The organism is Pantoea sp. SGAir0180, assembly GCF_043546245.1.
In genome coordinates, this window is record NZ_CP028071.1 from 2,510,405 (window position 1) to 2,529,087 (window position 18,683).

Sequence of the window (18,683 nt, forward strand, 5' to 3'; positions counted from 1 at the left end):
ATTCTCTTAGTAGACCAGTACGGCACGACGGTTTTTAGCGTAAGCCGCTTCGTCGTGGCCCAGAACAGCTGGTTTCTCTTTACCGTAAGATACGATAGACATCTGATCCGCAGACACGCCTTTACCTTGCAGGTACATCTTAACGGCGTTAGCACGACGCTCGCCCAGGGCGATGTTGTACTCTGGCGTACCGCGCTCATCCGCATGACCTTCAATGGTCACTTTGTAAGACGGGTTGCTACGCAGGAAGTTAGCGTGCTGATCCAGCATCTGAGCGTAGTCAGGCTGAACATCGTATTTGTCCAGACCGAAGTAAACGATGTTGTTCTGTTGCAGCTGTTGCATCTGCAGACGCGCCTGCTCATCAGAAGACATGTTGCCGTTGTTCATACCAGAGTTAGCACCGTAAGCGCCGTCAGCACCTGCGCCAGACTGGTCGTTGTTGTTATTTTTGTGTGAGCTACACGCCGCAACTGCCATGATTGGCAGAGCCAGCATTAAACCCTTCAGTACTTTGTTCAGTTGCATTTGAAAATTCCCATTATTGTTTATTTTTTTGTAATGTCAGAAAGCTCAGACATTACAGGTACGGCGACCAGGCAGGAAATTTGACCTGTCCATCAGTTGCCGGAAGACGCGCTTTGAAACGACCGTCGGTTGAAACCAACTGCAACACAGAACCCATGCCCTGAGTCGAGCTGTAGATTACCATGGTGCCGTTTGGAGCCAGGCTCGGCGTTTCATCCAGGAACGTGTCCGTTAACGTTTGAACGGCTCCCGTTACCAGATCCTGTTTGGCGACGTGTTGAGCACCGCCACTGGTGCTAATCATCACCATTGATTTTCCATCACTGGCTACATCCGCATCCTGGTTCTGAGCGCCTTCCCAGGTAATGCGCTGTGATGCACCACCATTGATGCTGATTTTGTAGATCTGCGGCGCACCGGCCTGGTCAGAGGTATACGCCAGCGTCTGGCTGTCCGGGAACCAGGTTGGTTCAGTGCTGTTATAGCGACCATCTGTAATCTGACGAATCTGCCCGGAGGCCAGGTCCATAACATAGAGATTCAGACTACCGGTTTTAGACAGGGCGAAGGCCAGCTTGGTGCCGTCCGGTGAGAAGGCTGGCGCACCATTGTGACGCGGGAATGAAGCGACCTGACGGACAGAGCCGTTAGACAAGGTCTGAATCACCAGCGCTGACTTGCCGCTTTCAAAGGTTACATATGCCAGTTTGCTGCCATCGGGCGACCAGGCAGGCGACATCAGCGGTTGCGGTGAACGGTGCACGACAAACTGGTTGTAACCGTCGTAATCGGCAACGCGCAGTTCATACGGGAACTGACCGCCGTTGGTTTGTACCACATAGGCGATACGGGTGCGGAACGCCCCTTTAATGCCGGTCAGTTTCTGGAACGCCTCATCACTGACGGTGTGCGCCGCATAGCGCAGCCACTGTTTCGTAATTTTATAGGAGTTTTGCGCCAGCACGGTACCTGGCGCACCTGCGGTATCCACCAGCTGGTAGGACACCTGATAGCTGCCATCAGCATTCGGCTGAATCTGTCCAACAACCACGGCATCAATACCCAGTGCGCTCCATGCAGCAGGCTGCACTTCCTGAGCACTGGTCGGCTGCTGCGGCAGACGTGAACGATCAAGCGGGTTAAATTTACCGCTGTTACGCAGGTCAGCTGCGACGATACCACCGATATCTTCCGGTGCCGCGCCTGGGCCAGACCATTTAAACGGAACCACACCGATAGGGCGCGCGCTGTTGACGCCCTGGGTGATTTCAATGCGAACCTCTGCATGCAGCACCGCTGCCCACAGCAGGATAAAAAAGCCTAACGTTACGCGAAGAGCTTGCTTCATTTTATCTCCCTTATCTGAACCTGAGTCCGCGATAATTGGCACTGTTCCTGAAAACCACGAGTACAACTAGAGTACGGCAAGCTAACCATAGATCAACCTGCCGCAGGTTACTGCATTATTGCGGTCTGAAACGCATCGGGGCGTTTTTAAACACTTCGTACACCGCTTGTGAAGGCGGTTTCGGAATATGTGCCTGCTTCGCCGCCGCAATGGCGGCCTGGCACAGCGCTGGATCGCCGCCTTCTGATTTAACATCAATCAGCATGCCATCAGGAGCAAGTTTAATACGTAAGTCACAGCTTTTGCCGCTATACAGGTCCGCATCGTAGAAACGGCTCTGAATTGCGCTGGTGATCTGCCCAAGATACGCATTCACATCTGCGCCAGAAGCACCCGCCTTCTTCTGATTACCCTGCCCTGCTGCTCCACCCGACGCGCCGCTTTTCGGTGCATTCTTACCGGACGCTAAGCCGCCCAGCAGGTCATCGACGTCGCTGTCATTGGCGGCATCAGCGGCCGCTTTCGCTTTCGCCTCGGCTTTTGCCTTCGCATCCGCTTTTGCTTTGGCAGCAGCCTCCGCTTTCGCTTTGGCGGCGGCATCCGCTTTTTCTTTGGCGGCCTTTTCTTTCGCTGCGGCGGCCGCTTTCTCTTTCGCTTCCTGGGCGGCTGCGGCTTTCGCTTCCGCTGCGGCTTTGGCTTCAGCCGCTTTCGCTTCTTTCGCGGCTTCCGCTTTAGCCTGTTTCGCCGCTTCGGCCTTAGCTTGTTTTGCGGCTTCGGCAGCCTCAGCTTTCGCCTGCTGCTCGGCCTGCTTCTTCGCTTCTGCGGCTGCGGCTTTCGCCTCTTGCTCAGCCTGCTTCTTCGCCTCTGCTGCGGCCTTCTTTGCCTCTTCCTGCGCCTTCATCTTTGCGTCTGCCGCGGCTTTCGCCTGTGCATCCGCTTCCGCTTTCGCATCGGCTTTGGCTTTCGCCGCGGCCGCTTCGGCGGCTTTCTGTTGCGCCTCGGCCTGTTTCGCTGCGGCTTCGGCGGCCTTCTGCTGTTCAGCCTGCGCTTTCGCCTGCTGTTTCGCGTCTTCCTGTGCCTGCAGTCGCTCTTTTTCCAGCTCTTTCAGCCGCTGCTGTTCAGCCGCTTGTTTCTGCTGAAGCTCTTCGGCCTGCTGCTGGGCCTGTTTCTGGCGCTGCTGCTCCGCACGCTGACTGTCGCTTTGCTGATTCTGCTGACGGTTATACTGTTCAACCACCGCACCGGGATCGACCATGACCGCTTCTATATCGCTACCGCCACCGCCGCCGCTGGCCTCAATGTGCTCATTAAACGAGCTCCATATCAGCAGGGCGATCAGCACGATATGCAGAATCACCGAAATGATTATCGCGCGCTTTAACTTTTCGTTTTGCTCGGTTGCCTTCGACACACTCGGTTCCCAAAAACGGTTCGACTTTAAATCGGCTGCGTCATCAAACCGACAGATTTAACCCCTGCCTGATGCAGCAGGTTCAGCGCCTTGATGATTTCATCATAAGGTACCTCTTTGGCACCACCGATCAAAAAGACGGTTTTCGGATTGGCTTCCAGACGACGTTGCGCTTCGCTAATCACCTGTTCTGGCGGCAACTGCGGCAAACGATCGTGATCGACGACCATGCTGTATTGTCCCACGCCGGACACTTCAACAATCACGGGTGGGTTATCATCACTGGAAACCGTCTTAGAATCTGTTGCATCGGGCAAATCCACTTCCACGCTTTGCGTGATGATGGGGGCCGTTGCCATAAAGATCAGCAGCAGCACCAGCAAAACGTCCAGCAGTGGAACGATGTTAATTTCCGACTTTAGCTCGCGGCGACCGCGACCACGCACTCGGGCCATCATTTACCTCTGTTTACTTAGCGCTGTCGCTGGAGAAAGCCTGACGATGCAGGATAGCCGTAAACTCTTCCATAAAGTTGTCGTAGCCCTGCTCCAGTTTATTGACGCGCTGGTTCAGTCGGTTGTACGCCATTACGGCAGGAATCGCAGCAAACAGACCGATCGCGGTGGCGATCAATGCTTCTGCAATCCCCGGTGCCACCATCTGCAGGGTGGCCTGTTTGACCGCCCCCAGGGCAATAAACGCATGCATAATCCCCCAGACCGTACCAAACAGACCGATATAAGGACTGATTGAGCCCACCGTGCCCAGGAAAGGAATGTGGGTTTCCAGCGCTTCGAGTTCGCGATTCATGGAAATGCGCATGGCCCTGCTCGCGCCTTCAACAGCCGCTTCAGGCGCATGATTATTCGCGCGATGTAAACGGGCAAACTCTTTGAAGCCGGCGTAGAAGATTTGCTCGGCACCCGCCAGCTCTTCACGACGTCCCTGACTTTCCTGATAGAGGCGAGACAGTTCAACGCCGGACCAGAATTTGTCTTCAAAGGCTTCAGCTTCCCTTCCCGCCGCATTCAGAATTCGCGTGCGCTGGATGATGATTGCCCAGGAGGCAATCGAAAAGCCGATCAAAATCAACATGATAAGTTTGACCAGAAGGCTCGCCTTCAGGAACAAATCAAGAACGTTCATGTCAGTCACTGCTTGAACTCCGCGACAATAGACTTGGGAAGCGCAATCGGCTTCATTAGGTGTGGGTTGATGCAGGCAATCAGGACCTCTGCCTCATTGAGCACTTTGCCTTCTGCGTTCACGATACGCTGGGAGAATGTCATCGTCGCCCGCGTCATTGATGTCACTTCGCTCTGGATCTCCAGAAGGTCATCAAGACGTGCCGCCGAAAGATAGTCCACCGTCATGCGCCGTACCACAAAAGCAACCTGCTGTTCTAACAGCGCCTGCTGATTGAAATGGTGCTGACGCAGCATTTCGGTACGTGCTCGTTCATAAAAAGCGATATAGCTGGCGTGATAAACCACACCACCGGCATCGGTATCTTCATAGTAGACCCGAACCGGCCAGCGAAACAGCGTTGTACTCACTCTACATCCCGGCCTCGTTTTAAACGTTGCTACTATACGCAAGACAATTAGGGTTGGGAATGGGCTGTCAGAGCCAGGAGAAAATAATTATCAGTTGGTTACAACCGGACGTCATTAATGGAGGTTTCTTGACCAGACGCTGAAGTAAACTCACGCGCCTGGGGTGAAGGGTGACAGGTCGTCAGCGATAAAAATGACTCAGCGCCCAGAAGAGTACCAGTAAGGCGGGCAATGGCGCAAAGAACGCACGCCAGCGTAAACGGCGCGGACGGAATCCGCTGCCGTGAATAACCCCCGTGCAGACCGCCCAAATCAGTACGATGCCCTGCCATAGCAGGATGCCTTCCGGGCGGGTTGCATAGCGCGCGGGGTCCCATAACAGGCAGCCGGCCAGCCATAAGGCGAGTATCAGAGAAAGGGCCCGCGGGCCCTTATCCATCAGGCGATAACCTGTCTGAATGCCTGTGCGCATTACGACTGGCGTTCCGCGTCGGCGCTGTCTTCGATATGTTCTATCGCCAGCGCGGTGATGATGCCAAAGGCACAGGCCAGCAGGGTGCCGAGAATCCAGGCAAAATACCACATATGTCGTCTCCTTTATTAATAGAGTGCGTTACTGTTGCGCTCAACATGTTCTTTAGTGATACGACCAAACATCTTCCAGTAACACCAACTGGTATAGAGCAGAATAACCGGCACAAAAATTATCGCCGCGAAGGTCATAATTTCCAGCGTCAGCAAACTGGAGGTGGCATCCCACATGGTCAGGCTGGTGCCGGGAACGGTACTGGACGGCATAATGAACGGAAACATCGCGATGCCGGCGGTCATGATGACGCAGGCCAGCGTCAGCGATGAGCAGAGAAACGCCCAGCCGCCCTTCTCTCCGCGCGAACACATTACGGTCAGTAAGGGTAACACCACGCCCAGAAGCGGGAATAACCACAACACAGGATGCTGCTGGAAATTCACCATCCAGGCCCCCGCTTCGCGCATCACGGTTTTCCCCAGGGGATTAGAAGCAGCGAAGTGATCAAGCGTGCTGGTCACCACATAGCCGTCAATACCGTACCTTACCCAGACGCCAGCCAGCGCGAAACACGCCATCATCACCAGCGCGGCAATCTGCGCCGTGATGCGTGAACGCAGGTGCAGTTCGCCCGTGGTGCGCATTTGCAGATAGGTCGCACCCTGCGTCAGTATCATGGCAACGCTCACCACACCGGCCAGCAGTGCAAAGGGGTTCAGCAGCTGGAAAAAGTTTCCGGTGTAATACAGCCGCATGTACTCGTCGGCATGAAAAGGCACGCCCTGCAGCAGATTGCCAAAGGCGACGCCGATCACCAGCGGCGGGACAAAGCTGCCGATAAAAATGCCCCAGTCCCAGGCACAGCGCCAGCGTGCATCTTCGATTTTTGAGCGATAGTCAAAGCCTACCGGACGGAAGTACAACGAGGCCAGCACCAGAATCATCGCCACGTAGAAGCCGGAAAACGCGGCGGCGTACACCATCGGCCAGGCGGCAAACAGTGCGCCACCGGCGGTGATCAACCAGACCTGATTGCCGTCCCAGTGCGGCGCGATAGAATTGATCATCACACGACGCTCGGTATCGGTCCGGCCTAATACGCGCGTCAGCATCCCGACGCCCATATCGAAACCATCGGTGACGGCAAAGCCCACCAGCAGAATGCCGATTAGCAGCCACCAGACAAAGCGCAGAACTTCATAATCAAACATGGGGCTTCTCCTTATCCACGCACCGGCTGAGCGTTTTTAACGATCTGTTCATGGTGATAGCGCCCTGTTTTCAGGCTGCTGGGCCCCAGACGCGCGAACTTAAACATCAGGTACATCTCGGCCACCAGAAACAGGGTATACAGTCCGCAAATCAGTATCATTGAGAACAGGACATCGCCCACGGTCAGCGTGGAGTTCGCAATCGCGGTGGGCAGGACTTCCCCAATCGCCCAGGGCTGACGACCGTACTCCGCCACAAACCAGCCCGCTTCTACCGCAATCCACGGCAGCGGAATGCCGTACAGTGCGGCTTTGAGTAACCAGCGCTGTTGACCAATGCGATTTCGAATCACACTCCAGAATGACAGTGCAATGACGCCGAGCAGCAGCACGCCGCAAAGCACCATGATACGGAACGCAAAGTAGAGCGGTGCGACGCGAGGAATCGAATCCTGCGTGGCCTGTTTAATCTGCGCTTCACTGGCATCCGACACGTTCGCGGTATAGCGTTTTAACAGCAGACCATAACCCAGGTCTTTTTTGCTGTGGTTAAAGGCATCGCGGACGGCCGGATCGGTATTGCCCTGTCGCAGTTCATCCAGCAGCGCGTAAGCCTTCATACCGTTACGAATTCGCACTTCGTGTTGCGCCAGCAGTTCTTTTAGTCCGGTCACCGGCGTATCGGTCGACCGCGTGGCGATGAGCCCTAGGAGATAAGGGATCTGGATCGCATACTTGTTGTGCTGCGCTGACTGATCGGGCACGCCAAAGAGCGTAAAGGCGGCCGGTGCCGGTTGGGTTTCCCATTCCGCTTCAATAGCGGCCAGCTTGGTTTTCTGTACGTCGCCCATCTCGTAACCGGATTCGTCACCCAGCACAATCACCGACAGCACCGCCGCCATGCCGAAACTGGCCGCGATGGCAAAAGAGCGTTTTGCAAACGCCATGTCACGGCCTTTTAGTAAATACCAGGCGCTGATGCCTAAAATAAACATGGCTCCTGTGGTATAGCCTGCCGCCACGGTATGCACGAATTTCACCTGCGCAACCGGGTTTAATACCAGCTCAGAGAAGCTCACCATCTCCATGCGCATGGTTTCAAAGTTAAACTCAGAGGCGATGGGGTTTTGCATCCAGCCATTCGCTACCAGAATCCACAGTGCCGACATATTCGAACCGATTGCGACCAGCCAGGTCACCGCCAGATGCTGCACTTTACCCAGGCGATCCCAGCCGAAAAAGAACAGGCCCACAAAGGTGGATTCCAGGAAGAAAGCCATTAAGCCTTCAATCGCGAGCGGCGCACCAAAAATATCGCCAACATAATGAGAATAATAAGACCAGTTGGTGCCGAACTGAAATTCCATTGTCAGTCCGGTGGCCACGCCCAGGGCAAAGTTAATACCAAACAACTTGCCCCAGAACTTGGTCATATCTTTATAGATTTGTTTACCACTCAGGACGTATACCGTTTCCATGATGGCCAGTAAAAACGCCATACCGAGCGTTAATGGCACAAACAGAAAATGGTACATCGCCGTCAAGGCAAACTGTAAACGCGACAGTTCGACGATATCTAGCATAAAAACTCCTTGCTCCTCGCATGAACGCCTGAGCCGTGTGGGCCGAATAAGCGTCAGGAACGACTGATTATTGATTCCAGTTTTATCATCGGCAGGTCATAACGCTGTGCGGCCTGAGATGAGGGAGTAGCGGTTAATCTAACCTGGTTAAACATCAACGCAGCGGCGTGGTTCAAACGTTTAACGGGGGATAAATAAAAATTGATGCTTTCCCGTATTTGAACAAACGTTTGTTTATTTTTTTAAAAGGCTGGATTGATGCAGCGCAATTTAAGCGCTTAACGGTAGGCTTTGCTAGCGGTAAAGTTTGTTATATATAAGGGGAAGTTGATCTGGAATAATGAAGCAAAGATAGAAATATGTTCTTAAGCGTTCTTTGTTAAAAAATTGTCTCTTATTAATTTTTAATTATAAAGAAATTTAACTTTTATCCCTTTTTAATAACTTAACGATCCGCGACGACGATGCGGTGGGCTGAATTCATCATAGCAAATAAACGGGGCAATACTTAAATTAATTTAATGGTTATTTCACGTTCTTATTCAATATCTAAAAACGGGCCTGAGGGCAGCGTATTTTTTAAGTGAGTGACAGGCAATCATCCTGCCCGTCCGGCCAGCGCCCTTTTTTCACTACCCACGTTCGTGACCGGCCTTGTGGCTGTGTGGCAATGTTTTGCCAGCCATAAAAAAAGCCACCCGAAGGTGGCTTTTTCAGTGGATGCGATTACTTCGCTGGCAGAACGGCTTTAACAGCATCACCGATGTCAGCCAGGCTGCGTACGGTTTTCACGCCCGCCGCTTCCAGTGCAGCAAACTTCTCGTCTGCCGTACCTTTACCGCCGGCGATGATGGCGCCTGCATGGCCCATACGTTTGCCTTTCGGCGCGGTCACGCCTGCGATGTAGCCCACAACCGGCTTGGTCACGTGATCTTTGATAAAGGCAGCCGCTTCTTCTTCCGCGCTGCCCCCGATTTCACCGATCATGACGATCGCTTCAGTCTGTGGATCGTCCTGGAACATTTTCAGGATGTCGATGAAGTTAGAACCCGGGATCGGGTCACCACCAATACCAACACAGGTAGACTGGCCGTAACCGATATCGGTAGTCTGCTTAACGGCTTCATACGTCAGCGTACCTGAACGCGATACGATACCGACGCGGCCTGGCTGATGAATGTGGCCCGGCATGATACCGATCTTACATTCGCCTGGGGTGATCACACCCGGGCAGTTTGGCCCGATCATGCGAACGCCCGCTTCATCCAGCTTCATTTTCACGGTCAGCATATCCAGCGTCGGGATGCCTTCGGTGATGGTGATGATCAGCTTGATGCCGGCATCGATCGCTTCCAGGATACCGTCTTTACAGAACGGAGCCGGAACGTAGATGACGGTAGCCGTTGCGCCAGTGGCTTCAACCGCTTCACGCACGGTGTTAAACACCGGCAGGCCCAGATGAGTGGTGCCGCCTTTGCCTGGCGTCACACCGCCGACCAGCTGCGTGCCGTAAGCCAGCGCCTGCTCAGAGTGGAACGTCCCTTGTCCGCCGGTGAAACCCTGGCAAATGACTTTGGTGTTTTTGTCGATCAAAATGGACATTATTTACCCTCCGCAGCAGCAACAACACGCTGTGCCGCGTCTGTCAGACTGGTTGCTGCAATGATGTTCAGACCACTGTCCGCCAGTTTCTTAGCGCCCAGCTCAGCGTTGTTACCTTCCAGACGTACCACAACCGGTACGTTCACACCCACTTCTGCCACTGCACCGATGATGCCGTCTGCGATCAGGTCGCAACGCACGATGCCGCCGAAGATGTTAACGAAAACCGCTTTCACGGCATCGTCAGACAGGATGATTTTGAAGGCTTCCGTTACGCGCTCTTTGGTCGCGCCGCCGCCGACATCCAGGAAGTTTGCTGGCTGACCGCCGTGGTGCTTAACGATGTCCATGGTGCCCATCGCCAGGCCTGCGCCGTTAACCATACAACCGATGTTGCCTTCCAGCGCAACATAGTTCAGTTCCCACTGCGTTGCGTGTGCTTCACGTGGGTCTTCCTGGCTTGGATCGCGCATTTCACGCAGCTCTGGCTGACGGAACAGGGCATTGCCATCGGCACCCAGTTTGCCATCCAGACAGATCAGGTCGCCCTGTTTGGTGATGACCAGCGGGTTGATCTCAACCATCGCCAGGTCACGTTCCAGGAACATGGTCGCCAGGCCCATGAAAATTTTGGTGAACTGGCTGACTTGCTTGCCGGTCAGGCCCAGTTTGAACGCCAACTCACGGCCCTGATAAGGCTGAGGACCGGTCAGCGGATCAAGCGCCATTTTGTGGATCAGGTGCGGGGTTTCTTCCGCCACTTTCTCGATTTCCACGCCGCCTTCGGTTGACGCCATGAAGATCACGCGACGCGTTGCACGGTCGACCACGGCACCCAGATACAGCTCCTGATCGATGTCGGTCGCCGCTTCAACCAGAATCTGGTTTACCGGCTGGCCATTGGCGTCAGTTTGGTAGGTCACCAGACGTTTACCCAGCCAGTTTTCAGCGAAAGCACGGATGTCTTCTTTACTGTTAACCACCTTCACACCGCCCGCTTTACCGCGGCCACCGGCATGAACCTGACATTTAACTACCCACGGGCCTGCACCGATTTTCGATGCCGCTTCTTCTGCTTCACGTGGTGTAGTACAGGCGTAGCCGGTCGGTGCTGGCATGCCATACCGTGCAAACAGCTGTTTAGCCTGGTATTCGTGTAAGTTCATGATGTTCTATCCATTCAGATCTGAAAAGAGTATTGAGGTTGGGCACGCAACGCGTGCCCAGTGATGAATCAGACATCCAGCAGCAGACGCGCCGGATCTTCCAGCATCTCTTTCACTGCGACCAGATAGCCGACAGATTCACGACCATCGATCAAACGGTGATCATAAGAGAGCGCCAGGTACATCATTGGCAGGATCACAACCTGACCATTCACCGCCATAGGACGATCTTTAATGGCGTGCATGCCCAGGATTGCGCTCTGTGGCGGGTTGATGATTGGCGTTGACATCAGTGAACCAAACACACCACCGTTGGTGATGGTGAAGTTACCGCCCGTCAGATCGTCAACCGTCAGCTTGCCGTCACGGCCTTTTACTGCCAGTTCTTTAATTTTCTTCTCGATGTCAGCCATGCTCAGCGCATCCACATCACGCAGAACAGGGGTCACCAGGCCGCGTGGGGTAGAAACGGCGATGCTGACATCAAAGTAGTTGTGGTAAACCACGTCTTCGCCATCAATTGAGGCGTTGACTTCAGGATAACGCTTCAGCGCTTCCACCACGGCTTTAATGTAGAACGACATAAAGCCCAGACGCACACCGTGACGCTTCTCGAACGCTTCGCCGTACTGCTTACGCAGACCCATAATCGGCTTCATGTTGATTTCGTTGAAGGTTGTCAACATGGCGGTGCTGTTCTTGGCTTCCAGCAGACGTTCCGCGACGCGCTTACGCAGGCGCGTCATTGGCACACGCTTTTCGCTGCGGTTAGCCACAGGCTGCTGGGCAGGCTGCGCGTCAGATGCCGGTGCCGCGGCTTTGTCTGCCTGCGGTTTGTTCGCCAGATGTTTTTCAACATCTTCGCGCGTTAAACGTCCACCCACGCCGGTGCCTTTGATCTGTGAGGCATCAAGGTTGTGTTCGGCAATCAGACGACGAATCGCCGGGCTCAGCGCATCGTTGCTCTCTTCTTCCAGAGAAGCGGTCTGACGCTGGGCTGGTGTGGATTCGTTGCTGTCGACTTTCGCACTGCTTTCTTTGCCAGCGCTGTTGCCTTCTTTCAGGCGGCCGAGAATCTGACGAGAGGTAACGGTTGCCCCTTCCTCTTCCAGTACGGCTTCCAGCACGCCGTCCGCAGACGCCGGCACTTCCAGAACCACTTTGTCGGTTTCAATTTCGACGATGACTTCATCGCGACTGACTGCATCGCCTGGTTTCTTGTGCCAGGTTGCTACTGTGGCATCTGCAACCGATTCAGGCAGGTCGGGAACGAGAATATCTACGCTACTCATTATCTTTCCTTTTAATTAATTGACGTTCAGTGCGTCATTAACCAGGTCTTGCTGCTGTTGTTGATGTACGGACATATAACCCACGGCCGGTGAAGCCGATGCCGGGCGACCTGCATAACGCAGCGTTGCACCAAACGGTACCACATCACGGAAATGGTGCTGGCTACAGTACCAGGCACCCTGGTTCAGTGGCTCTTCCTGACACCAGACAAAATCCTGTACGTGGGAATACGCTTTTAACGCTTCCTGTACTGCCTGATGCGGGAACGGGTAAAGTTGTTCGATACGCACGATAGCGACATCGGTTTTTTCGTCTTTACGACGCTGTTCCAGCAGATCGTAGTAGACCTTACCGGAGCACAGCACGACGCGCTTGATGCCTTGCGGATCCAGATCGTCAATTTCGCCAATCGCTGGCTGGAAGCTGCCGTTTGCCAGTTCATCCAGCGAGGAAATCGCCAGAGGATGACGCAACAGCGACTTCGGTGACATCACCACCAGCGGACGGCGCATACCGCGCAGCGCCTGACGACGCAGCATGTGGTAAACCTGAGCCGGTGTTGAGGGTACGCAGACCTGCATGTTCTGCTCAGCGCAGAGCTGCAGATAACGTTCCAGACGGGCGGAGGAGTGCTCAGGACCCTGACCTTCATAGCCGTGTGGCAGCAGCATCACCAGGCCACACATACGGCCCCATTTTTGCTCGCCGGAGCTGATGAACTGATCAATCACCACCTGCGCACCGTTAGCAAAATCGCCGAACTGCGCTTCCCAAATGGTCAGCACGCGCGGCTCTGCGGTGGCATAACCGTATTCAAAGGCCAGCACGGCTTCTTCAGACAGGACGGAGTCCCAGACTTTGAATTCACCCTGACTGTTATGAATATGGTGTAGTGGCGTGTAGGTTGAACCGTTGGTCTGATTGTGGATCACGGCATGACGGTGGAAGAAGGTGCCACGGCCGGAGTCTTCACCCGACAAACGTACCGGAATGCCTTCATCGACCAGCGTGGCGTACGCCAGGTTTTCAGCGCCGCCCCAGTCAAACGCTTTCTCGCCTTCGGCCATCAGCTTACGATCGTTATAGATCTTGGCGACGCGAGACTGGACTTCAATCTCTTCAGGGATCTGGCTGATACGCAGCGCCAGCTCCTTCAGACGCTTCATGTCCACCTGAGCCGGATAGGGTTCATCCCACTCGTGATTCAGATACGGTGACCACGTGAAGGAGTGCAGGCTCATCGGACGCCATTCTGGCACCACGCATTCGCCGGCATCCAGCGCATCACGGTACAGATTGACCATCTCGGTGGCATCTTCCTGCGACGCGACACCTTCGCTTTCCAGACGATCGGCGTAGATTTTACGCGGTGTGGGATGCTTTTTGATTTTCTGGTACATCAACGGCTGCGTGGCGCTTGGCTCATCCGCTTCGTTGTGACCATGGCGGCGATAGCACACCAAATCGATAAACACATCGCGTTTAAAAGTGTTGCGATAGTCCAGCGCCAGTCGGGTTACAAAGGCCACCGCTTCCGGATCGTCCGCATTGACGTGGAAAATCGGTGCCAGCACCATTTTACCAATGTCAGTACAGTACGGTGTAGAACGCGCGTCTTTCGGATTCGAGGTGGTGAAACCCACCTGGTTGTTGATCACGATACGCACGGTGCCACCGACTTCATAGCCGCGGGCCTGAGACATGTTCAGGGTTTCCTGCACCACGCCCTGACCAATGACCGCCGCATCACCGTGAATAGTGATGGGCAGCACTTTGTTGCTGACCGGCTCAGCCAGACGATCCAGACGGGCACGCACCGACCCCATGACCACCGGGCTGACAATTTCCAGGTGAGACGGGTTAAAGGCCAGCGCCAGGTGTACCAGACCGCCTTCGGTTTCGATATCCGATGAGAAGCCCATGTGATATTTCACATCACCGGTGCCCAGGTGTTCTTTATGTTTGCCTGAGAACTCGTCGAACAGATCCTGTGGCTTTTTACCCAGCACGTTAATCAGGACGTTGAGACGGCCACGGTGCGCCATCCCCAGCACCACTTCGCGGGTGCCGCTTTTACCTGCATGACGAATCATCTCACGCAGCATAGGCACCAGTGCATCACCGCCTTCCAGCGAGAAGCGTTTGGCACCCGGGAATTTTGCGCCCAGATATTTTTCAAGGCCTTCTGCCGCAGTCAGCTCTTTCAGGAAACCTTTTTTCTCTTCACCGCTGAACGAACAGTGGCCAGCACCGGATTCGAGACGCTGCTGAATCCAGCGTTTCTCTTCGGTGTTGTTGATGTGCATGTACTCTGCACCAATCGAACCACAGTAAGTCTGCTTCAGCGCCTCGAACAGATCGGCCAGCTTCATGGTTTCTTTGCCAATAGCAAAAGAACCTACGTTAAAGCTTTCCTGAAAATCGGCGTCGGTCAGATCGTGAAAAGCAGGGTCGAGATCGGCAACACGGTCCTGTTTCCACAGGCCAAGCGGATCCAGGTTTGCTTCCTGATGGCCGCGAAAACGAAACGCGTTGATCAGTTGCAGCACTTTCACTTGCTTGGAGTTGGTTGCCGGATCGGTGACTGAGGAGGTGTAACGAGATGCGTCTTTCGCCAGGCGACGGAAATATTCGCGGGTCGCGGAGTGGAACTGCTCGGGTTTCACTCCCGTGCCTGGTAACTGTTGGAACATCGAGCGCCACACTGCATCCACAGAGTCAGGATCGGTCAGGAAATCCTCATAGAGTTGCTCTATGTAAGACTGATTCGCGCCGGCCAGCCAGGAGGAGTCCAGCCAGGGCTTCATCGCGCTGTTCTGCATTGTGATCCCTTAAGCAATGTTATGCTTTATTGAGGTTTCATTTGTTGCCGCTTTCGCGGTTTGCCGTAGTGAGTTCAGCGATACGAGCACTGTGCGCAGCGCGCGCCCGGCCCGTAAGGGAACCTTTGTAAACGTGGTCGGGACCGCGTTTAAAGAGGCTTCCGTAAAACACCGGGAACCTGAGGTTCCCGGCTGTATCACTATGCCCCGCGTTGCAGCAGCATCGACTTGATATGGCCGATGGCGCGCGTGGGGTTAAGACCTTTAGGACACACGCTGACACAGTTCATAATGCTGTGGCAGCGGAACACGCTGAATGCATCGCTCAGATTATCCAGACGCGCATCGGTTTCGGTGTCGCGACTGTCAATAATGAAGCGGTATGCCGCCAGCAGACCCGCAGGCCCGATGAACTTATCGGGATTCCACCAGAACGACGGGCATGAGGTTGAGCAACAGGCGCAGAGAATACACTCATACAGGCCGTCCAGATGCTCACGCTCGCCCGGCGTCTGCAGATGCTCACGCGCAGGTGGGTTTTCACCGTTGTTTAACAAGAAAGGCTTAATTTTCTCATACTGAGTATAAAACTGGCTCATGTCTACCACGAGGTCGCGCACCACAGGCAGGCCAGGCAGAGGACGAATCACAATCTTCTGCTTACCGTTGCCTAAAGCGGAAACCGGCGTAATGCAGGCCAGGCCGTTTTTACCGTTCATGTTCAGGCCATCTGATCCGCACACGCCTTCACGGCACGAGCGACGGAAAGCCAGCGTAGGATCCTTTTCTTTTAAACGGATCAGCGCGTCCAGCAGCATCATGTCACGGCCATCTTCCGCTTCCAGGCTGTAATCCTGCATGCGCGGTTTATCATCGACGTCCGGGTTATAACGATAGATCGAAAATTCTAGTCTCATGATGATCTCCGCAATTAGTAGGTACGCGCTTTTGGCGGGAAGGCCGCACGCAGTTTCGGTTGCATGTTCACCTCACGGCGCGTCATGCTTTCCGTTTGCGGAACATAGAGGCTATGGCACAGCCAGTTCGCATCATCACGTTCCGGATAGTCGAAGCGGCTGTGTGCACCACGGCTTTCTGTACGGAAGTTAGCCGCAACCGCTGTGGCATAGGCGGTTTCCATCAGGTTATCCAGCTCAAGGCACTCGATACGCTGTGTATTGAAGTCGGGTGAACGGTCATCCAGACGCGCAGACTTCAGGCGCTCACGAATCACTTTCAGCTCTTCAAGACCTTCACGCATGGCATCACCTTCGCGGAAGACCGAGAAGTTGTTCTGCATGCAGCGTTGCAACGCTTTACGGATTTCAACCGGATCTTCACCCGTGGTGTTGTTCTCCCAGCGATTGAAGCGCGCCATGGCAGCATCGATGTTTTCCTGACTGGCTTCGCGCAGTTCGCCCTGCTCTTCCAGACATTCAAGCAGATGAACACCCGCCGCGCGACCAAAGACCACCAGGTCCAGCAGTGAGTTTCCGCCCAGACGGTTCGCGCCGTGAACAGATACGCAGGCGATTTCACCCACAGCGAACAGGCCCGGAATCACTTCATCCTCGCCCTGCGCATTGACGCGCAGCGCCTGGCCGGTCACTTTGGTCGGTACGCCGCCCATCATGTAGTGACAGGTTGGGATAACAGGAATCGGCTCTTTAATCGGGTCAACGTGCGCAAAGGTACGGGACAGTTCCAGGATTCCCGGCAGACGTGACTCCAGCACTTCGGCACCCAGATGGTCAAGTTTCAACTTGATGTGCGGGCCCCATGGACCATCACAGCCCCGGCCTTCACGAATTTCCACCATCATAGAACGGGCCACCACGTCACGACCTGCCAAGTCTTTGGCGTTTGGCGCATAGCGCTCCATGAAGCGCTCACCGTGTTTGTTCAGCAGATAGCCGCCTTCACCGCGGCAGCCCTCGGTGACCAGCACACCCGCACCTGCGATACCGGTTGGGTGGAACTGCCACATTTCCATGTCCTGCACCGGTACACCTGCGCGCAGCGCCATGCCAACACCGTCGCCAGTGTTAATGTGGGCATTGGTCGTCGACTGATAGATACGTCCTGCACCACCGGTCGCCAGAATGGTCGCCTTGGCTTTGAAGTAGACGGTTTCACCGGTTTCCATGCAGATAGCAGTACAACCCACAATCGCATCGTCGTCATTCTTGACCAGATCCAGTGCATACCATTCGGAGAAGATGGTGGTTTTGTTTTTCAGGTTCTGCTGATACAGCGTATGCAGCAGGGCGTGGCCAGTACGGTCAGCTGCCGCGGCAGTACGCGCCGCCTGCTCACCACCGAAGTTTTTTGACTGACCACCAAACGGACGCTGATAAACGCGGCCATCATCAAGACGGGAGAAAGGTAAGCCCATGTGTTCCAGTTCCAGAATCGCTTCCGGACCGACGTGGCACATGTATTCAATCGCGTCCTGGTCGCCGATATAGTCGGAGCCTTTGACGGTGTCATACATATGCCATTCCCAGTTATCGTCATGGGTATTGCCCAGCGCAACGGTAATACCGCCCTGCGCGGATACCGTATGAGAACGGGTTGGGAACACTTTGGACAGCAGGGCGCACGTCTGGCCCGACTGGGAGATTTGCAGTGCCGCGCGCATACCCGCGCCACCTGCGCCGATCACCACGGCATCAAATTCTCTGACTGGTAACTTCATTTACACACCCCACACCACAACAAACCCATAAATTGCATATGACAACAGTGCCACCACGATAACCAGCTGTAACAGCAGACGCGCCGCCAGCGATTTCACGTAGTCCGTTAAGACCTGCCACATACCAATCCAGCCGTGGATCAGGATGGAAAACAGCGTCAGGAGCGTGAACACTTTTGTAAATGCTGAGGCAAAGAAGCCACGCCAGATGTCATACGTCAGCGTGTCTGTCATCACCACGAAACCGAGCATGTAGATGATGTAAAGCGTAATAAGGATTGCCGACGCGCGCAGCAACAGCCAGTCCTGAATGCCATTGCGACCCAACGCGGATGCATTGCTTACCATACGAGGACTCCTGCTAAGATTGAAAGCACGACAGTAATACCAAATGTCACCTGCGCAGAACGCTTACCTGCTTCGAGCGTTTCCGCCAGATAACCAAAATCCATTAACATATGACGTATCCCGCCCACCGTATGATAGGCCAACGCGGTCAGAATGCCCCACATGATAAACTTCACAAAGAAGCCGCTCATGATAGATGCCGCGTGCTGAAAACCTTCAGGAGAGGAGAGAGAAAGACCGAGAAGCCACAACAGGATGCCGAGAGCAACCAGAGTGATGACGCCGGAGACACGGTGGAGAATGGACGATATTGCAGTAACGGGAAACCGGATCGTCGAGAGATCCAAGTTGACAGGTCTTTGTTTTTTCACGGTTTTGCCCACACAGCTCTTTTTTATTTTGCTTCCTCCGGAAGACAGGCCCAAACCCGAAAAAAAGGTTCAGTCTTAATCCGTCACCAAAATAGCAACATCCAGTGTTAAATGACGTGGTACAAACGCTGGGTGGCTCCTGGTGTCAGGGTGTTCCGGAGACCTGGCCGGAAGTATAGGACGATCACATTCTGATTACAATTCCCCTACAAACTCT

General features: G+C 54.4%; 18 protein-coding genes. All 18 read right to left on the reverse strand.

The annotated features are described in order from the left end of the window. Nucleotides 1-6 precede the first annotated feature (6 nt). The 18 genes from pal to sdhC all read right to left on the reverse strand — a co-directional run bounded on the left by pal (nucleotide 7) and on the right by sdhC (nucleotide 18,478). Nucleotides 7-528, reverse strand: a complete 522-nt coding sequence (gene pal, locus C1N58_RS11715; RefSeq protein ID WP_006118469.1) for a peptidoglycan-associated lipoprotein Pal — start codon at nucleotides 526-528, stop codon at nucleotides 7-9. A gap of 52 nt (nucleotides 529-580) precedes the next feature. Continuing rightward, the gene (gene tolB, locus C1N58_RS11720) at nucleotides 581-1,876 is read right to left on the reverse strand and encodes a Tol-Pal system beta propeller repeat protein TolB (protein ID WP_033739351.1); all 1,296 of its coding nucleotides are present in this window, start codon (nucleotides 1,874-1,876) and stop codon (nucleotides 581-583) included. A gap of 115 nt (nucleotides 1,877-1,991) precedes the next feature. After that, on the reverse strand, nucleotides 1,992-3,287 hold the full coding sequence (gene tolA, locus C1N58_RS11725) for a cell envelope integrity protein TolA (protein WP_006118467.1): 1,296 nt from the start codon (nucleotides 3,285-3,287) through the stop codon (nucleotides 1,992-1,994). 26 nt (nucleotides 3,288-3,313) lie between these two features. Continuing rightward, the gene (gene tolR, locus C1N58_RS11730) at nucleotides 3,314-3,742 is read right to left on the reverse strand and encodes a colicin uptake protein TolR (protein ID WP_006118466.1); all 429 of its coding nucleotides are present in this window, start codon (nucleotides 3,740-3,742) and stop codon (nucleotides 3,314-3,316) included. A gap of 13 nt (nucleotides 3,743-3,755) precedes the next feature. Continuing rightward, nucleotides 3,756-4,442 (reverse strand): Tol-Pal system protein TolQ, encoded by a 687-nt coding sequence (gene tolQ / locus C1N58_RS11735; RefSeq protein WP_033739349.1) that lies wholly within the window; start codon nucleotides 4,440-4,442, stop codon nucleotides 3,756-3,758. Then, the gene (gene ybgC, locus C1N58_RS11740) at nucleotides 4,439-4,843 is read right to left on the reverse strand and encodes a tol-pal system-associated acyl-CoA thioesterase (RefSeq protein WP_006118464.1); all 405 of its coding nucleotides are present in this window, start codon (nucleotides 4,841-4,843) and stop codon (nucleotides 4,439-4,441) included. Before ybgC ends, tolQ begins: the two co-directional genes overlap by 4 nt. 181 nt (nucleotides 4,844-5,024) lie before the next feature. After that, complete coding sequence (gene ybgE / locus C1N58_RS11745) at nucleotides 5,025-5,315, reverse strand: cyd operon protein YbgE (RefSeq protein WP_394549797.1); 291 nt, start codon at nucleotides 5,313-5,315, stop codon at nucleotides 5,025-5,027. Next, nucleotides 5,315-5,428, reverse strand: a complete 114-nt coding sequence (cydX, locus tag C1N58_RS11750) for a cytochrome bd-I oxidase subunit CydX (RefSeq protein ID WP_006118462.1) — start codon at nucleotides 5,426-5,428, stop codon at nucleotides 5,315-5,317. Before cydX ends, ybgE begins: the two co-directional genes overlap by 1 nt. Before the next feature lie 15 nt (nucleotides 5,429-5,443). Beyond that, a complete protein-coding gene (gene cydB, locus C1N58_RS11755) occupies nucleotides 5,444-6,583 on the reverse strand; it encodes a cytochrome d ubiquinol oxidase subunit II (protein ID WP_394564200.1) in 1,140 nt (379 codons plus the stop codon). Nucleotides 6,584-6,594: 11 nt separating this feature from the next. After that, the gene (gene cydA / locus C1N58_RS11760) at nucleotides 6,595-8,166 is read right to left on the reverse strand and encodes a cytochrome ubiquinol oxidase subunit I (protein ID WP_006118460.1); all 1,572 of its coding nucleotides are present in this window, start codon (nucleotides 8,164-8,166) and stop codon (nucleotides 6,595-6,597) included. 726 nt (nucleotides 8,167-8,892) lie between these two features. Continuing rightward, nucleotides 8,893-9,768 (reverse strand): succinate--CoA ligase subunit alpha, encoded by an 876-nt coding sequence (gene sucD, locus C1N58_RS11765; protein ID WP_006118459.1) that lies wholly within the window; start codon nucleotides 9,766-9,768, stop codon nucleotides 8,893-8,895. Further along, on the reverse strand, nucleotides 9,768-10,934 hold the full coding sequence (gene sucC, locus C1N58_RS11770; RefSeq protein ID WP_006118458.1) for an ADP-forming succinate--CoA ligase subunit beta: 1,167 nt from the start codon (nucleotides 10,932-10,934) through the stop codon (nucleotides 9,768-9,770). The genes sucD and sucC overlap by 1 nt, the downstream gene beginning before the upstream one ends. Nucleotides 10,935-11,002: 68 nt before the next feature. Continuing rightward, the gene (gene odhB / locus C1N58_RS11775; protein ID WP_394564201.1) at nucleotides 11,003-12,226 is read right to left on the reverse strand and encodes a 2-oxoglutarate dehydrogenase complex dihydrolipoyllysine-residue succinyltransferase; all 1,224 of its coding nucleotides are present in this window, start codon (nucleotides 12,224-12,226) and stop codon (nucleotides 11,003-11,005) included. A 15-nt stretch (nucleotides 12,227-12,241) separates the two neighbouring features. Beyond that, nucleotides 12,242-15,049, reverse strand: a complete 2,808-nt coding sequence (gene sucA, locus C1N58_RS11780; protein WP_006118456.1) for a 2-oxoglutarate dehydrogenase E1 component — start codon at nucleotides 15,047-15,049, stop codon at nucleotides 12,242-12,244. Between the two features lie 200 nt (nucleotides 15,050-15,249). Next, the gene (locus tag C1N58_RS11785; RefSeq protein WP_006118455.1) at nucleotides 15,250-15,966 is read right to left on the reverse strand and encodes a succinate dehydrogenase iron-sulfur subunit; all 717 of its coding nucleotides are present in this window, start codon (nucleotides 15,964-15,966) and stop codon (nucleotides 15,250-15,252) included. 14 nt (nucleotides 15,967-15,980) lie between these two features. After that, the gene (sdhA, locus tag C1N58_RS11790) at nucleotides 15,981-17,747 is read right to left on the reverse strand and encodes a succinate dehydrogenase flavoprotein subunit (RefSeq protein WP_006118454.1); all 1,767 of its coding nucleotides are present in this window, start codon (nucleotides 17,745-17,747) and stop codon (nucleotides 15,981-15,983) included. Then, nucleotides 17,748-18,095 carry a succinate dehydrogenase membrane anchor subunit gene (gene sdhD, locus C1N58_RS11795; protein WP_006118453.1) on the reverse strand — a complete coding sequence of 116 codons (348 nt, stop codon included), beginning with the start codon at nucleotides 18,093-18,095 and terminating at the stop codon, nucleotides 17,748-17,750. Beyond that, complete coding sequence (sdhC, locus tag C1N58_RS11800) at nucleotides 18,089-18,478, reverse strand: succinate dehydrogenase cytochrome b556 subunit (protein WP_033739345.1); 390 nt, start codon at nucleotides 18,476-18,478, stop codon at nucleotides 18,089-18,091. Before sdhC ends, sdhD begins: the two co-directional genes overlap by 7 nt. Nucleotides 18,479-18,683: the final 205 nt, after the last annotated feature.

Bases quoted from the DNA above. Each gene is read 5' to 3' on its own strand.
- cydX (WP_006118462.1), bottom strand. From the start codon at position 5,428: ATGTGGTATTTTGCCTGGATTCTCGGCACCCTGCTGGCCTGTGCCTTT.
- sucD (WP_006118459.1), bottom strand. From the start codon at position 9,768: ATGTCCATTTTGATCGACAAAAACACCAAAGTCATTTGCCAGGGTTTC.
- cydA (WP_006118460.1), bottom strand. From the start codon at position 8,166: ATGCTAGATATCGTCGAACTGTCGCGTTTACAGTTTGCCTTGACGGCG.
- sucA (WP_006118456.1), bottom strand. From the start codon at position 15,049: ATGCAGAACAGCGCGATGAAGCCCTGGCTGGACTCCTCCTGGCTGGCC.
- sdhA (WP_006118454.1), bottom strand. From the start codon at position 17,747: ATGAAGTTACCAGTCAGAGAATTTGATGCCGTGGTGATCGGCGCAGGT.
- sdhD (WP_006118453.1), bottom strand. From the start codon at position 18,095: ATGGTAAGCAATGCATCCGCGTTGGGTCGCAATGGCATTCAGGACTGG.
- ybgE (WP_394549797.1), bottom strand. From the start codon at position 5,315: ATGCGCACAGGCATTCAGACAGGTTATCGCCTGATGGATAAGGGCCCG.
- sucC (WP_006118458.1), bottom strand. From the start codon at position 10,934: ATGAACTTACACGAATACCAGGCTAAACAGCTGTTTGCACGGTATGGC.
- C1N58_RS11785 (WP_006118455.1), bottom strand. From the start codon at position 15,966: ATGAGACTAGAATTTTCGATCTATCGTTATAACCCGGACGTCGATGAT.
- cydB (WP_394564200.1), bottom strand. From the start codon at position 6,583: ATGTTTGATTATGAAGTTCTGCGCTTTGTCTGGTGGCTGCTAATCGGC.
- tolB (WP_033739351.1), bottom strand. From the start codon at position 1,876: ATGAAGCAAGCTCTTCGCGTAACGTTAGGCTTTTTTATCCTGCTGTGG.
- tolR (WP_006118466.1), bottom strand. From the start codon at position 3,742: ATGGCCCGAGTGCGTGGTCGCGGTCGCCGCGAGCTAAAGTCGGAAATT.
- odhB (WP_394564201.1), bottom strand. From the start codon at position 12,226: ATGAGTAGCGTAGATATTCTCGTTCCCGACCTGCCTGAATCGGTTGCA.
- pal (WP_006118469.1), bottom strand. From the start codon at position 528: ATGCAACTGAACAAAGTACTGAAGGGTTTAATGCTGGCTCTGCCAATC.